This window comes from Shinella agrisoli (assembly GCF_046557955.1).
Lineage (GTDB): Bacteria > Pseudomonadota > Alphaproteobacteria > Rhizobiales > Rhizobiaceae > Shinella.
Genome location: NZ_JBJIEP010000018.1, coordinates 35,982 through 51,176, shown reverse-complemented (window position 1 = coordinate 51,176; position 15,195 = coordinate 35,982). Strand labels below are relative to the sequence as shown.

At 68.0% G+C, this 15,195-nt stretch carries 12 protein-coding genes; 7 read left to right on the top strand and 5 right to left on the bottom strand.

The features are described 5' to 3' along the window. Positions 1–7 precede the first annotated feature (7 nt). Both ACIIOY_RS18850 and ACIIOY_RS18845 read left to right on the top strand, forming a co-directional pair. On the top strand, positions 8–604 hold the full coding sequence (locus ACIIOY_RS18850) for a nitroreductase family protein (RefSeq protein WP_411036212.1): 597 nt from the start codon (positions 8–10) through the stop codon (positions 602–604). Positions 605–751: 147 nt separating this feature from the next. After that, on the top strand, positions 752–1,513 hold the full coding sequence (locus tag ACIIOY_RS18845; RefSeq protein ID WP_411036211.1) for a M48 family metallopeptidase: 762 nt from the start codon (positions 752–754) through the stop codon (positions 1,511–1,513). Between the two features lie 2 nt (positions 1,514–1,515). Here the strand turns inward: ACIIOY_RS18845 and ACIIOY_RS18840 are convergent, their stop codons facing one another. Continuing rightward, on the bottom strand, positions 1,516–1,713 hold the full coding sequence (locus tag ACIIOY_RS18840; RefSeq protein WP_411036210.1) for a YqaE/Pmp3 family membrane protein: 198 nt from the start codon (positions 1,711–1,713) through the stop codon (positions 1,516–1,518). Positions 1,714–1,843: 130 nt separating this feature from the next. Between ACIIOY_RS18840 and ACIIOY_RS18835 the strand changes: the two genes are divergently transcribed. The 5 genes from ACIIOY_RS18835 to ACIIOY_RS18815 all read left to right on the top strand — a co-directional run bounded on the left by ACIIOY_RS18835 (position 1,844) and on the right by ACIIOY_RS18815 (position 7,154). Further along, complete coding sequence (locus ACIIOY_RS18835) at positions 1,844–2,518, top strand: phosphoribosylanthranilate isomerase (RefSeq protein ID WP_411036209.1); 675 nt, start codon at positions 1,844–1,846, stop codon at positions 2,516–2,518. Next, positions 2,515–3,735 carry a tryptophan synthase subunit beta gene (gene trpB, locus ACIIOY_RS18830; protein ID WP_411036208.1) on the top strand — a complete coding sequence of 407 codons (1,221 nt, stop codon included), beginning with the start codon at positions 2,515–2,517 and terminating at the stop codon, positions 3,733–3,735. The genes ACIIOY_RS18835 and trpB overlap by 4 nt, the downstream gene beginning before the upstream one ends. A gap of 267 nt (positions 3,736–4,002) precedes the next feature. Then, the gene (gene trpA / locus ACIIOY_RS18825) at positions 4,003–4,842 is read left to right on the top strand and encodes a tryptophan synthase subunit alpha (RefSeq protein ID WP_411036207.1); all 840 of its coding nucleotides are present in this window, start codon (positions 4,003–4,005) and stop codon (positions 4,840–4,842) included. Between the two features lie 40 nt (positions 4,843–4,882). Then, the gene (accD, locus tag ACIIOY_RS18820) at positions 4,883–5,788 is read left to right on the top strand and encodes an acetyl-CoA carboxylase, carboxyltransferase subunit beta (protein ID WP_411036206.1); all 906 of its coding nucleotides are present in this window, start codon (positions 4,883–4,885) and stop codon (positions 5,786–5,788) included. 28 nt (positions 5,789–5,816) lie between these two features. Then, positions 5,817–7,154 carry a bifunctional folylpolyglutamate synthase/dihydrofolate synthase gene (locus tag ACIIOY_RS18815; protein ID WP_411036205.1) on the top strand — a complete coding sequence of 446 codons (1,338 nt, stop codon included), beginning with the start codon at positions 5,817–5,819 and terminating at the stop codon, positions 7,152–7,154. Positions 7,155–7,276: 122 nt separating this feature from the next. On the opposite strand, the gene trxA is transcribed toward ACIIOY_RS18815, so the two are convergent. From trxA to ACIIOY_RS18795, 4 genes are all read right to left on the bottom strand, one after another. Then, complete coding sequence (gene trxA, locus ACIIOY_RS18810) at positions 7,277–7,597, bottom strand: thioredoxin (protein WP_411036204.1); 321 nt, start codon at positions 7,595–7,597, stop codon at positions 7,277–7,279. Positions 7,598–7,703: 106 nt separating this feature from the next. Then, complete coding sequence (gene addA, locus ACIIOY_RS18805; RefSeq protein WP_411036203.1) at positions 7,704–11,276, bottom strand: double-strand break repair helicase AddA; 3,573 nt, start codon at positions 11,274–11,276, stop codon at positions 7,704–7,706. Further along, the gene (gene addB, locus ACIIOY_RS18800; protein ID WP_411036202.1) at positions 11,269–14,457 is read right to left on the bottom strand and encodes a double-strand break repair protein AddB; all 3,189 of its coding nucleotides are present in this window, start codon (positions 14,455–14,457) and stop codon (positions 11,269–11,271) included. The genes addA and addB overlap by 8 nt, the downstream gene beginning before the upstream one ends. Further along, positions 14,454–15,188, bottom strand: a complete 735-nt coding sequence (locus ACIIOY_RS18795) for a nucleotidyltransferase family protein (protein ID WP_411036201.1) — start codon at positions 15,186–15,188, stop codon at positions 14,454–14,456. The genes addB and ACIIOY_RS18795 overlap by 4 nt, the downstream gene beginning before the upstream one ends. Between the last annotated feature and the right edge of the window lie 7 nt (positions 15,189–15,195).

Here is a 15,195-nt window from a genome sequence, read left to right as displayed (position 1 = left end):
GCTTGCAATGACACAAACCAATGGCCGCACCGCCGATCATCCCATCGATCCCATCTTCCTTGAACGCTGGTCGCCCCGCGCCTTCACCGGCGAAGCCATGCCTGAGGAAACGCTGTTGTCCCTGTTCGAGGCCGCGCGGTGGGCGCCGTCCGCCGGGAACGGCCAGCCCTGGCGCTTCGTCTACGGCCACCGCGGCACCGAGGCCTTCGAGACGATCTACAATACGCTGGACGAGGGCAACCGCCGCTGGACGGACAAGGCCTCCGTCCTGGCGGTGATCGTCTCCCAGACCCACCGCCAGAACGCGGCCGGCGAGATGCGGCCGGCCTACACCCATGCCTTCGACACGGGCGCCGCCTGGGGCTACCTCGCCCTCCAGGCGGTCCGCGCCGGCTACCATGCCCATGGCATGGGCGGCATCGACCGCGAAAAGGCGAGGGACGTCCTCGGCATTCCGGAAGGTTTTCGCGTGGAGGCCGGCCTTGCCATCGGCAGGATCGCACCGAAGGAAACGCTGCCGGAAGACCTCATGAAGCGCGAGGTGCCGAGCGGTCGCAAGCCGGTGGCCGAGTTCGTCTCCGAAGGCCGGTTCGGCGCGCCCTGACCGGGCACGAAAAGCCGCCTGCGGCGGTAAACGGGCCTCGCCTCTCCGGCATCGGGCCTGTGACGGCGGAAGAAGGATGTACCTGCGCGGCCCGCCGGTTTTTCATCGGGATGTTTCAGTGGGGGCCGAATCGGCTATGAAGAGAGCATGTTTTCCTTGGCTCGCAAGCCCCGCAAGGCGCTGAAGGCGCCGCCTCCGCCGGAAAGGCGCGAAGTCGACGTCAACGGCAAGCGCCTTCCGCTCACCATAAGAAGGGACCTCCGCGCCACGCGCCTCACGCTGCGCATCGAGCCGGGCGGCAGGGCGTTGCGCATGACGGTGCCGAACGGCATTCCCGAGCGCGACATCCGCGATTTCCTCGACCGCCATCAGGGCTGGCTGATGACGAAGCTCGCCAAGTTCCGCACGACGAACGCGTTGGCGGACGGCGGGTATGTGATGATCCGCGGCGTCTCCCATCGCATCGAGGCGACAGGCCGGCTGCGCGGCCTGACGGAAGCGACGATCGTCGGCGACGAAGCCGTGCTGCGCGTCGGCGGCATGGAGGAGAGCATCCCGCGCCGCATCGGCGATTTCCTGAAGAAGGAGGCCCGGCTGGAGCTGGAGCGGCTCGTCGCCGTCCATGCCGGCCGCATCGGCAGGCGTGTGAAGTCGCTGACATTGCGCGACACCCGCAGCCGCTGGGGCTCCTGCTCGGCGGACGGCGCGCTCAGCTTCTCCTGGCGCATCGCCATGGCGCCGCCCGGCGTGATCGACTACCTGGCCGCCCACGAAGTGGCGCATTTGCGTGAGATGAACCACAGCCCGGCCTTCTGGGCGCTCTGCGAAGAGCTCTGCCCGGCGACGCAGGATGCCAAGCGCTGGCTCAAGCGCAACGGCAGCCTGCTGCATGCCGTCGATTTCGGCTGAACTCAGCGGGGACGGTCGGTGAGCGCTTCGCGGATCTTCTTGTCCGTATTGTACTGGCTCAGCGCGTAGACCGCCCAGATGGCAGCCGGCAGCCAGCCGATCAGCGTGATCTGCAGGATGAGGCAGATGATGCCGGCGATCGGCCGCCCGATGGTGAAGAAGACGAGAAAGGGCAGGACGATGGCGATGATGAGCCGCATGGAGGCCTCCGGTCTTGGTCTACCCTCCATATGGGCGCGCCGCGCGCCTGCGCAAGGGGCGGCGCTTCCGGTCGGTCCGGTGCCGTCTTTCGGCTCGACTCTTCAGGAGATTCGTGCCACTCCCTGCGCCATGACACTCGACATCAAGATCTGCGGGCTGAAGACCGGGGAAGCCGTCGACAGGGCCGTGTCCCTGGGGGCAAGCCATGTCGGCTTCATCTTCTTTGCAAAGAGCCCGCGCAACATCGAGCCTTTCGATGCCGGCCGCCTTGCCGACCGCGTGCGCGGCCGCGCACGGATCGTCGCCGTCACCGTGAATGCCGACAATGACGACCTCGACGAGATCGTCGACCAGCTTGCGCCGGATGTCCTCCAGCTGCACGGCAGCGAGAGTCCGGAACGGGTGCTGAATATCAAGGCGGTCTACGGCCTGCCGGTGATGAAGGCCTTCTCCGTGCGCGAGGCGGACGATCTGAAGAAGATCGATCCCTATATCGGCATTGCCGACCGCTTCCTGTTCGACGCCAAGCCGCCGGCAGGCTCCGAACTTCCGGGCGGCAACGGCGTCGCCTTCGACTGGACGCTCATGCATCTGCTTGACGGGGGCGTCGATTACATGCTTTCCGGTGGGCTGAACAAGGACAACATCGCCGAGGCCGTCCGGCTGACCGGCGCGCCGGGCATCGACGTCAGCTCCGGGGTCGAGAGCGCGCCGGGCGTCAAGGACCTCGGCCTGATGGAAGCATTTTTTGAAGCGGTGCAGGAAGCGGAACGTGAGGCCGCCGCCGCAGGGAGAGGCACGTGAACCAGTCACCCAACCTGAATTCGTTCCGCGAAGGCCCGGACGAGGACGGCCGCTTCGGCATCTTCGGCGGCCGCTTCGTCGCCGAGACCCTGATGCCGCTGATCCTCGACCTGCAGGAGGAGTGGAACAAGGCGAAGACCGATCCCGCCTTCCAGGCCGAGCTGAAGGCGCTCGGCGCCCATTACATCGGCCGGCCGAGCCCGCTCTACTACGCCGAGCGCCTGACGGAGCACCTCGGCGGCGCGAAGATCTATTTCAAGCGCGAGGAGCTGAACCACACCGGCTCGCACAAGATCAACAATTGCATCGGCCAGATCCTGCTCGCCAAACGCATGGGCAAGACGCGCATCATCGCAGAAACCGGCGCGGGCCAGCATGGCGTCGCCTCGGCCACGGTCGCCGCCCGCTTCGGCCTGCCCTGCGTCGTCTACATGGGCGCGACCGATGTCGAGCGCCAGGCCCCGAACGTCTTCCGCATGAAGCTGCTCGGCGCCGAGGTCAAGCCCGTCACCGCCGGCAGCGGCACGCTGAAGGACGCGATGAACGAGGCGCTGCGCGACTGGGTCACGAATGTGGAGAACACCTATTACCTGATCGGCACCGCCGCCGGCCCGCATCCCTACCCCGAGCTGGTGCGTGATTTCCAGTCGGTCATCGGCACCGAAGCGCGTGAGCAGATCCTCGCCGCCGAAGGCCGCCTGCCGGACATGGTGGTGGCCGCCGTCGGCGGCGGCTCCAACGCCATCGGCATCTTCCATCCCTTCCTCGACGACAAGGACGTCAAGATCGTCGGCGTCGAGGCGGGCGGCAAGGGCCTGAACGGCGACGAGCACTGTGCCTCGCTGACCGCGGGCTCGCCGGGCGTGCTGCACGGCAACCGCACCTACCTGCTCCAGGATGCGGACGGCCAGATCAAGGAAGGCCATTCCATCTCCGCCGGCCTCGACTATCCCGGCATCGGCCCGGAGCACGCCTGGCTGCACGAGATCGGCCGCGCCGAATACGTGCCGATCATGGACGACGAGGCGCTGGAAGCCTTCCAGCTGCTGACGAGGCTCGAAGGCATCATCCCGGCGCTGGAGCCGAGCCACGCCGTCGCCGAGGTGATCAAGCGCGCGCCGAAGATGCGCAAGGACCAGATCATCCTGATGAACCTCTCCGGCCGCGGCGACAAGGACATCTTCACCGTCGGCAAGATCCTCGGCATGGAGCTTTAGGCTCCGTACTCGAATAGGATAGGTGTTCTGTTGACCGGAATGGGATTGAATGGAAGCGTGCAAGCGCAAGGCAAGGCCGGAAGGCCTTGTCGAGCATTGCGCGCGATCAGGCGGCCCATTCCGGTCAACCCTTCGGGCAAGCCGTATCTCGTGCCTGCGGGCGTCGGAAAGGTTTGAAAATGGAGCACATTTCCTGCACCTTTCCTTCTACTCAGGCACGAGATACGGCTTGCAGAACACCTATCCTATTCGAGTACGGAGCCTAAGATGACCGCGCGCATGGACAAACGCTTTGCGGATCTTTCCGCCGAAGGCCGCCCGGCCCTCGTCACCTATTTCATGAGCGGCGATCCGGATTACACGAGTTCGCTGGAGATCATGAAGGCGCTGCCGAAGGCCGGCGCCGACGTCATCGAGCTCGGCATGCCCTTCTCCGACCCGATGGCCGATGGCCCGGCGATCCAGCTGGCCGGCCAGCGCGCGCTGAAGGGCGGCCAGACGCTCGCCAAGACGCTGCAGATGGCCCGCGACTTCCGCAAGACGGACGGCGCGACGCCGATCGTGCTGATGGGCTACTACAACCCGATCTACGTCTACGGCGTCGACCGCTTCCTCGACGATGCGCTTGAAGCCGGCATCGACGGCCTGATCGTCGTCGACCTGCCGCCGGAAATGGACGACGAGCTGTGCATCCCGGCTGTCGCCAAGGGCATAAACTTCATTCGCCTGGCGACGCCGACCACCGACGAGAAGCGTCTGCCGGCGGTCCTGAAGAACACCTCCGGCTTCGTCTACTACGTCTCGATGAACGGCATCACCGGGTCGGCCCTGCCGGATCCGTCGCTGATTTCCGGCGCGGTCGGCCGCATCAAGGCGCATACGAAGCTGCCGGTCTGCGTCGGCTTCGGCGTCAAGACGGCCGAGCATGCCCGCGCCATCGGCGCCTCGGCGGACGGCGTCGTCGTCGGCACGGCCATCGTCAACCAGATCGCTTCCAGCCTCACCGCGGACGGCCAGGCCAGCGCCGCCACCGTTGCTGGCGTCGAGACTCTGGTGATGAGCCTCGCATCGGGCGTGCGCGATGCGCGCCTTGCGGCGGCGGAGTGAAAATCCCACATGGTAACCGTCATAACGGGAGTCTAGACCAGTGAACTGGATCACGAACTACGTTCGGCCGAAGATCAACTCGATGCTCGGCCGCCCTGACCGGGACGTTCCGGAGAACCTCTGGATCAAGTGCCCGGAAACCGGCGAGATGGTGTTTCACCGCGATCTCGAGGAGAACAAGTGGGTCATCCCGGCCTCGGGCTACCACATGAAGATGCCGGCGAAGGCGCGCCTCAAGGACCTCTTCGACGACGGCGTCTACGAGGCCCTGCCGCAGCCGAAGGTGGCGCAGGATCCGCTGAAATTCCGCGATTCCAAGAAGTACACCGACCGCCTGAAGGACAGCCGCGCCAAGACCGAGCTGGAAGACACCATCGTCGCCGGTGTGGGCAGGGTGCGCGGCGTCAAGCTCGTCGCCGTCGTGCACGAGTTCAACTTCATGGGCGGCTCGCTCGGCATCGCCGCCGGCGAGGCGATCATCAAGGCCTTCGAGCGCGCGATCGCGGAAAAGTGCCCGCTCGTCATGTTCCCGGCCTCCGGCGGCGCGCGCATGCAGGAAGGCATCCTCTCGCTGATGCAGCTGCCGCGCACCACGGTCGCCGTGGAGATGCTGAAGGAGGCCGGCCTGCCCTATATCGTCGTGCTCACCAACCCGACCACGGGCGGCGTGACGGCCTCCTATGCCATGCTGGGCGACATCCACCTCGCCGAACCCGGTGCGGAAATCTGCTTTGCCGGCAAGCGCGTGATCGAGCAGACGATCCGCGAAAAGCTGCCCGAAGGCTTCCAGACCGCGGAATACCTTCTGGAGCACGGCATGGTCGACATGGTCGTCAAGCGCCATGACATTCCCGATACGCTGGCCCGCCTTCTGAAGATCCTCATGAAGAAGCCGGCGGCGTCTGCAACGGTCGCGGACGGCGCCATCGCCATCGCGGCCCAATAAGCCTTAACGGCCGGGAGGCGGCAGGACGATGGTGACGGCCAGCGAAGCGGCAACGGAGATCGAGAAGCTTCTCGCGCTCCATCCCAAGGGATTCGATCTCTCGCTGGACCGCATCACGCGGTTGCTTGCCGCCCTCGGCGATCCGCACCTGAAGCTGCCGCCGGTCATCCATGTGGCCGGCACCAACGGCAAGGGTTCGGTCACGGCCTTCTGCCGCTCGATCCTGGAAGCAGAAGGCCTCGCCGTCCACGTCCACACCTCGCCCCATCTCGTCAACTGGCATGAGCGCTACCGGCTCGGCGTGAAGGATGGTCGCAGCCAGCTCGTCGGGGACGGCGTCCTCGCCGATGCCGTGCGCCGCGTGGCCAAGGCCAATGGCGGCCAGAAGATCACCGTCTTCGAGATCTTGACGGCGGTCACCTTCCTGCTCTTTTCCGAGCACCCGGCGGACGTGGCGATCATCGAGGTCGGCCTCGGCGGCCGCTTCGACGCGACGAACGTCATCCCGCGTCCCGCCGTCTCCGTCATCATGCCGATCTCGCTCGACCACCAGGCCTATCTCGGCGACCGTGTGGAACTCATCGCGGCGGAAAAGGCCGGTATCATGAAGCGCGGTGCCCCGGTCGTCATCGGCTACCAGCCGGAGGACGCCGCCCGCGACGTGCTGGTCGAGACCGCCGAGCGGCTCGGCTGCCCCCATGCCGTCTACGGCCAGGACTTCATGGCGCACGAGGAATACGGCCGCCTCGTCTACCAGGACGAATTCGGCCTTGCCGACCTGCCCTTGCCGCGCCTGCCGGGCCGCCATCAATATGCCAATGCCGCCGCGGCGATCCGCGCCGTCAGGGCCGCCGGCTTTGCGGTCGGCGACCACGCGTTGGAGATCGGCCTTGCCCGCGTCGAATGGCCGGGCCGCCTGCAGCGGCTGACGGACGGGGCATTGGCACGGCTTGCCCCGCGCGGCAGCGAGATCTGGGTCGACGGCGGCCACAATCCCGGTGCCGGCCAGGTGATTTCCGAGACCATGGCGAACTTCGAGGAGCGCGAGGCGCGTCCGCTCTTCCTGATTACCGGCATGATCAACACCAAGGATCCGGTCGGCTATTTCGAGCCCTTCGGCGGCCTTGCCGAGCGCGTCTTCACGGTGCCAGTCCGCAGCTCGGATGCCGGTCTCGATCCGGTGGCGCTCGCCGGTGACGCCGCCCGTGCCGGCCTCGACGCCGAGCCGGTCTCGACGGTGGACGATGCGCTTGCCGAGATCGCTCGCATCACCGCCGAAGACGCGGTGCCGCCGCGTATCCTGATCGGCGGCTCGCTCTATCTTGTCGGCGACGTCCTCGCCGACAACGGCACGCCGCCGGCCTGACCAGGGAAGCACACCTTCTTTGTCGCGTGGCTCCTCGGGCTCAACGCCGAGGATGGCGGTTGCGGGTAAGAAAAAAGCCCGGCGCAAAGGCCGGGCTCGATGTTGGTCCGCTCGCCAGCTGATCAGGCGGCGCCGGAAATCCAGGAGGAGAGCGCCGTCTTCGGTGCGGCGCCTACCTTGATGTCGGCCACTTCGCCGCCCTTGAACATGGCGAGCGTGGGGATCGAGCGCACGCCGTACTGGGCGGCAAGTTCCGGGTTCTCGTCGATGTTGAGCTTGGCGACCTTAACCTTGCCGGCAAGTTCGGAAGAGATTTCCTCGAGCGCGGGCGCGATCATCTTGCACGGGCCGCACCATTCGGCCCAGAAATCGACGACGACCGGCTCTGCGGAATTCAGAACTTCGGCCTGGAAATTGGACTGGTCGACTTTAACGGTAGCCATGAGGCTCTCCTTGAATGGTGATCGTTGCAAGAGATGTGATGCTGCCTGCCCCCGGTTTCAAGGCCGGACATGGTCGGGCAGGCGGCGGATCGTCCTTTCCGGTATCTCACTTTGTGGCAAGTTCGGCAAGGCTCGCATCCATCTGGCCGGCATCCAGCCAATAGGTTTTTGCCGCTTCCGTGTAGATCAGCCCGCAGCGGATTTCCCGTCCCGGATAGAGAGGCGCGAGGATGGCGCGATAGATCGCCAGCTGCGCCCGGTGCTCGAACGGAATGTCGCCCGCCGCCGCCGGCGGTGCGCGGTTCGTCTTGAAATCGACGATCTCGACCGCGTTCTCCGTCACCGCCATGCGGTCGATGCGTCCGGAAACGGCAAATTCCCGGCTGCCGAGCGTCAGCGTGCCCATGATCGACACCTCGGCCCGCGCGGCCGGCGAAAAGATCGTGGCAAGGCGTTCGTCGTCGATCACCGCCAGCGCTGCCCCGACGAGCGAATCCCGTGCGGCCTGCGGCCAGCCCGCGGCCGCGCGTTCGAGATAGCGCCGCGCGGCCGCCGGCCGTTCCGCCGGGTCGAAGGAGGGCAGGACCTGCAGGAAGCGGTGCAGGATGCGCCCGCGCTCCAGCGCAAGCCCGGCTCCCGGAACGCTTCCCTTCCTGCCGAAGAGCGCCGAAGGCACCATAAGGTCCGCCGCATCCGTCTCGATCACCGCCGCCGCGCCGGACGGGCTCAGCGGTCGCGGCAGCGATTTCTGCGGCGGCAGCGGACGTCTTAAAGCGTCCGGCAACGCTACCTCCGGCTTCTTCTCGACCGTCGCTGCGGAAACGTCGCCGGCCGTGGCGGCACCCGCCTCACGCCAGGCAAAGCCTTGCCAGCTTTCGTTCTTCGTCGAAAAGGTTCTCTCCACGCACCGCTCGCCGTCTGCGGAGAGGGCGGCCGTGATCATCGGATGCCAGGTGTCCTTGTTCTCCTGCCGTCCGCGGTAGCCGCAGACGACGAGCCGGTCGGCCGCACGCGTCATCGCCACATAGAGCAGCCGGCGATATTCCTCTTCCGCGCCCGCCTTGATGCGCTCCGCATCGGCCTCGGTCAGCGCGTTGCCGAGCTCCTTCAGCGGCAGCCAGGCCGGCAGGCCGCCGGCAAGGCCCGGCGTTGCGAGGAAGCGCAGCTGCGGCATGTGGCTGTGGCTGAAGGCCTTCGCCCCGCCATCGACGAGGAAGACCACCGGCGCCTCCAGGCCCTTGGCGGCGTGCACGGTCATGATGCGGATCTCGCCGCGTGCCTTGTCCTGTTCGCGCTTGACCGTCGGCGCCTCCAGCTCCAGCGTCGAGACGAAGGCTTGCAGCCCCGGCAGGCCGTTCTCCTCCTGCTCCAGCGCGAAGGTGAGAAATTCGTCTATGATCTCGCCCGCCTCCGCCCCGAGCCGGGCAAGGAAGGCCTTCCACCCGCCCCCCGCACCGAGAATGCGGGCATAGAAGTCGTGCACGGACTGGCTGCTTGCATCGCTGATGGCGTTCTCAAGCCGGCGAACGATCGGCGCAAGCTCCGCATCCGCCTCCGCCGCCTCGCGCATCCGTGCCCAAAGGCTCTGACGATCGGCGCGCCGGGCCGCAAGCTCGAACAGCGCCTCCTCGCCAAGGCCGAACAACGGGCTCTTCAGCAGGGCGGCCAGCGAAAGGTCGTCCTCCGGCAGCACGGCGAAGCGGCCGAGCGCCATGAGGTCCTGCACGGCGATGTGCTTCGTCAGCACCAGCCGATCGGCGCCGGCGACGGGCAGGTTGTGCCGCTGCTTCAGCGTTCGGGTCAGCGCATTGACGAAGGCGTCGCGCTTGCGCACCAGCACGATGACGTCGCCGGCTTCCATCGGCCGGGCCTTGCCCTTCTCCGTCACCGTCTCGCGGCCGATCCAGGAAGCGAGCGTATCGGCGATGCGACGGGCCAGCACGTTGATCGGCGCTTCCTCGGCGACCGCGTCGAAGGGCGCCGTCCAGTCCTCCTCGTCCAGCCCCGGCGGCGCGGCGATCACCTCCCAGATGTCGACGGCGCCGGGTTCCCGTCCGCGGTTGGAGGCGTGTACGATCTCGCTGCCGTCCGGCGTCAGCCCGCGCGCGTTTGCCGGATCGAGGAACACCCGGTCGACGGCCGAAAGCACGTCCCGCGCCGAGCGGAAGGAGAGCAACAGGCGGATCGGGCTGAACGCCGCCTCCGCCGCCTGCGTGCGCTTCGATACCTCGCGTCCCTCCTCGGCAAAGCGCTCCGGCCGCGCGCCCTGGAAGGAATAGATCGACTGCTTCTCGTCGCCGACCGCGAAGATCGTGCGTCCGGCGACCCGCGCCGTTTCGCCGGCGAAGAAATCGTCCGTCAGCGCCTTGACGATCTGCCACTGCCGCGGGCTGGTGTCCTGCGCCTCGTCGACGAGGATATGGTCGATGCCCTGGTCGAGCTTGTAGTGCACCCAGGCGCTCACCCGCTCGCGCGTCAGCAGCGCTGCGGTTCGGTCGATCAGGTCGTCGAAGTCGAGCAGGCTGCGCGTGCGCTTCAGATCCTCGTAATCGCCGATCAGCCGTTCGGCGATGACGAGCGCCGCCCATGTCGCCTCGTACATGCGGAACCGCCGCAGCCGGTCGTCGCAGGCGACCACATGTGCCTGCGCCGCCAGAAGCGCCGCTTCGAGTTGGGGCGCGCTGTCACGCACCTTCTTGGAGAGGAACGAGCGCTCCAGGCTGCGCGGTGCGCCGGTGCCGGTGAAGAAGAGATCCTGGAGCGCGGCGCGGCGCGCCTCGGCGTCCGTCAACCGCGTTATGCCGCGCAGGCCCGCGGCGGTGGTCTTCACCGTGTCGCTGCCGAGGCTTTCCGCGGCGGCGAGATAGGTTTCCAGCGCCGCACCCTGCAAGCCGTCGAGCGGCCAGAAGGCGGCGAGGATGTCCTCGGCCGTCTCGTGCGGCTCCAGCCCGATCTCCCGGCGCAGGACCGCATCCGCGCCGCCCGCCTTTCGGGCGGCTTCGAGGAATTCGCGGATCGGCCCGCGGCGTGCGACGATGTCGGAGATCAGCCTTTCGAGGCCCGTATCGTCGGCGATGTCGAGCACGGTGGCGAAGGCGGCGGCCAGCGTCCGGTCGTCTTCGCTCGCTGTTGCGGTCAGGAGCGTGCGCCGCGCATCCGCCAGCAGCACGGCCGCCGCCCGGTCGTCGAGCACGGAGAAATGACCGGCCACGTTGGCCTCCAGCGGGAACTGGTGCAGCAGCGCCTCGCAGAAGGCGTGGATGGTCTGGATCTTCAGCCCGCCCGGCGTTTCGAGCGCACGGGCGAAGAGGCGGCGCGCCTCGGCGAGCTTGAAGAGATCCGGCCGCGTGCCTTCGATTGCCGCGACGCGATCGGAAAGCGCCTCGTCGGACAGCGTCGCCCATTCGGCAAGCCGCTCGAAGACGCGGTTCGACATTTCGGAGGCGGCGGCCTTCGTATAGGTGAGGCAGAGGATGGCCGAGGGGCGGCAGCCGGCGAGCAGCAGGCGGATCACCCGCTGGGTCAGGACATGCGTCTTGCCCGAGCCGGCATTGGCCGAGACCCAGGCCGAGCGTGCGGGATCGGAGGCCAGCGCCTGCTTCTGCGACGTCCAGCTCAGCCAGGCGGCAGGATCGGCGGAGGCGGGCCGGTCCTCCGGGGAAATCCCTTCCTCAGGCATCCTCGCTCTCCCCGCCGTTTTCCGCGGACGACCATTCGGCGACGCGCGCCAGATGGTCGTATTCCCCGCCGTAGTCGCGCTCCTGCTCGGGAATGAGCCGGGAGACGAAGCCGTAGCGCCCCTCGATCAGTCCCGTCAGCAGCTTCTCCAGTTCCGCCAGCGCTTCCTCGCCAAGCTCGGATGCGGATTTCGGTGTCGAGCCGGCGGATTTGGAATGCTCGTTGTTCACCTGCTCCGCCTTGAACCGTTCGCCGGGTTTGAGGCGCACGTAGAGAAGGTTCGCCGGCTCGCGAATGCCGGGGCCGCGGAAGGCGCCGCGCCGAATTGCCGCCGCCTCCAGCGCAAGCTGCGGGTCGAGCAGCGCCCGCGCGACCTTCAGCGACGGCGTGCTGCCCGTCTTGTAGTCGATGATGTCGGCGCTGCCGTCCGGCAGGATGTCGATGCGGTCGGCAATGCCGGTGAGCCGGATGCCGCCGGGGGAAAGGTCGAGCGAGGCCGGCACTTCCGTCAGGCTTTCCCGCACGCCGCCGGCCCGTGCCCGGTGCCAGTCGACGAAGGCGCGGGCGACGGCGGCAAAGCGCGGCCGCCACACGGCGTCGATATGCGCCGGCAGGGCCACGGCATCGAATTCCTCCTTCAGGATGCGGCCGATCAGGCTGAGCGGTTCGCCGGTCTTTTCCTCCCGTACGAAGCGCTCGACGATACGGTGATAGAGCGAGCCGCGCTCGGCGGGGCCGGGATCGAGATTGAAGGGCGCGACCGGATCGAGCCGCAGGATATGCCGGGCGTAGAGCGCATAGGGGTCGCGCCGCAGCCGTCCGATCTCGCTGAAGGAATATTTCTTCGGCTGCATCTCCGCCGGCGGGCAGGGTGCCGGGCGCGGGGCATTCGGCACCGGCGCGCTCCTGTCGATCCCGTTCGCCCATTCGATGAGGTTCCTGCCGCGCGCGCGCAGGTCGTCAGCCAGCCCCGGGCCGCCGACGGCCAGCAGCCGTTGCAGCCAGCGCGAGGCGACGGTCGGGGCGGTGCCGCTGCGCAGCGCCCGCGTCAGGACGAGCTTCGGCGTGCCGGCGGCCATCTGCAGGTCGTGGCCGAGCTGGCCGATGCGCCGCTCCGGCGGCTCCAGCCCGATCTCCACCTTCATCACGCGCGAGAGGAAGGCGTCGTTCGCCGCCTGTCCCGGCCATGTGCCCTCGTTGAGGCCGCCGATCACCACCGTATCGACGCTCTGCAGGCGTGATTCGAGCGCGCCGAAGATGAAGACGCGCGGATGGCGCATGGAGCGCGGCTTGACGCTCTCGCCCGCTGCCAGCGCCTCGATGATGTCGCACCATTGCGGCCCGTCGGCCTCGACTAGCCCGTCCGTCTCGATCACGCTCTTGAGGAGGCCCGCGAGGCTGTCGCCGGCCTCGCCCGACCAGAGCGCCGCAAGGTCGCCGCGCTCGTCCGCCGCGACCGCCTCCAGCGCGCGGCCGGTCCGCTCCGCCCATTCGGAAACCGCCAGTTTCGAGGTGAAACGCCGTCCCGACCGGCTCTCCTGCACAAGGAGGCCGGCAAGCGGCTCGACGGCCTCGGCGACCCGGCGCGCGAGATTGCGGGCGGCGGCAACGGCCTCCGCCGGCAGCGCCGTGCGCCAGGCGGGCGGATGGCGGTCCTCCGCCTGCCGGGCGACGGCGGCCTCCAGCAGCGGTTCGAGCGTCGAAACGTCAATCTCGGCCGTACCGCCGCGCAGCGCCGTCAGTTCCAGCGCGGTCACGGCCTCGCGCCTGCCGGCTTCGGGAAGGCCGAAGCGGGCGAGCGGATGCTTGAGCAAGGCTGCGACCGGCACCGGGTCGCCGGGGCGCAAGGCCGCTTCGACGAGCAATCGCAGCAACGTGCCCTGCGGCGTGGAGAGAAGCGGCGTGCCGGCCGAATCGTCCGCCTCGATGCCGAAGCGGGCAAGTTCCGCCGCGACGCGCCGCCCGAGCTTGCGGTCCGGCGTGATCAGGGCCGCCTGCGCATCCTCGCTGTCTTTGAGGGCGAGACGCAGCGCGATGGCGATGGCCAGCGCCTCTTCCCGCTCGTTCGCCGCCTCCACGAGGCAGACGTCGCGAAACGCCTCCGCCATGCGGCCCGCATCGAGCATGCCGCGGATCTCGCCCCAACCCGCGGTCGCCTGGGTCGGCAGGAAGGCGCTGGAGAGGACCTGCGCGCGGTATTCCAGGTGTCCGGGCGGCGTGCCGAGCGTCTCCACGTCGTCACGGGTGCAGCCCATCCTTAAGAGCAGGCGGTGGAGACCGTATTGCGGGTGGCTGCGGGACGCGGCATCCGGCTTGCACGCCCCGTCCGCGCCGCCCGGATGGCCGACGAGCAGCCATTCGGCGTCGGACATGAAGCGGTCGAGCCCGGGCAGGATGACGACGCCGTTCGGCAGCTTGGCGACAGCGGCGATCAGCCCGGCGGTTGCCGGAATGGAGCCTGTCGAGCCGGCAATGATAACAGGGCCGTCCGGCGGCGAATGGCGGTAGCGTTCCGTTTCGGCATGCAGCGTCGCGTTGCGCCGCAGCGACGGCGAGGAGCGGTTCAGCTCGCCAAGCCGCGCCGGCCAGAAGTCGCTGGCGATCTTCAGGAATTCGGCGGTGAGCTGCCACCAGAGCGCATGGCCGGAAACGTCGAGATTGTCGAGCGCCGACCAGTCCAGCTCCTCCGTCTCCATCGCGTCGATGATCTCGGCGAGGTTGCGGGCAAGCCAGACGGCATCGGCAGGGCTTGCCGGGGCGACGAGCGGGCTGTCCGCGTGGACCGAGGTGACGGCAGCCGGCAGCCGGTTGCGCCAGGCAAGGACGAGGCGGGCGAGTTCGAGAAGCCGCGTCGGGCCGGAAAGCGGTTCGGCCATGTCGAGCAAGGCGGAGGGCACCTCGTCGAAGAAGCCGCTGTCGTCGTCCGTCTCGCCGAGCGCGCGGATGGTCGGCAGGATGGCCGAGCGCCCGCCGAGCAGGTCGACGAATTCCGAGCGGATGACGCGGGCCGAACGCCGCGTCGGCACGTAGATCGTGACGTCGGCGAGCGCCAGCGGATCGGCTGGATCGTAGGTGAAGCCGGGAACGAGCCGGCCGTCGACGAGGCTTGCCGCGACCGTCTTGAGGAAGGGCAGGCTCGCGGGGATCGAATAGATGCGGCCGCCCCGGGCGCCCGCCGTCACGCCGCCGCCTCGCGGAACGCGCCGATGACGGCCTCCGCAGCGCCGATCGCCTCCGGCGTGCCGACGGTGATCCAGTGGCCGTCGAGCATGATGCCGCGGAGCCGGCCCTTCTCGATGGCCCGGTCGAAATAGATGTTGAGGTTGAAGGCATCGTCCGGCGCATCGTCCAGCAGCGCCGGCATCAGGGCGAGTGCGCCGGCATAGACGACGGGCGTGCCGCTGCCGTCCCTGTAGCGGGTGAGGCGGCCCTCCGCATCGAGCGAAAAATCCCTCTTGCCGTTGTGGCCGGTCGTGTCCTCGAGCTTCACGCAGAGCATGAGGATGTCCATCGCCGCGGGGTCGAAGCCTTCAGCAAGCCGCTGGAGGTTTGTCTTCCCGCCGGGCGTCTCGCCGATCCAGAAGAGATCCGCGTTCATCACCAGAACGGGGCCGCGGCCGAGCAGCTTCAGGCCCTTCGCCAATCCCCCGCCGGAATTCATCAGCCGGTCCGTCTCGTCGGAGACGATGATCCGCGGCTCGGTGCGGCCTGCGAGATGCGCCTTCATCTGGTCGGCGAAGTGGTGCACGTTGACGACAGCGCGCGTGATGCCCGCCTCCGCCAGCGCGTCGAGCCCGTAGTCGATCATCGGCTTGCCGGCGATCGGCACCAGCGGCTTCGGCATCGTGTCGGTGATGGGGCGCAGGCGCGTTCCAAGGCCGGCGGCCAGCACCATGGCGTCTTCGATCTTCATCGGGCAC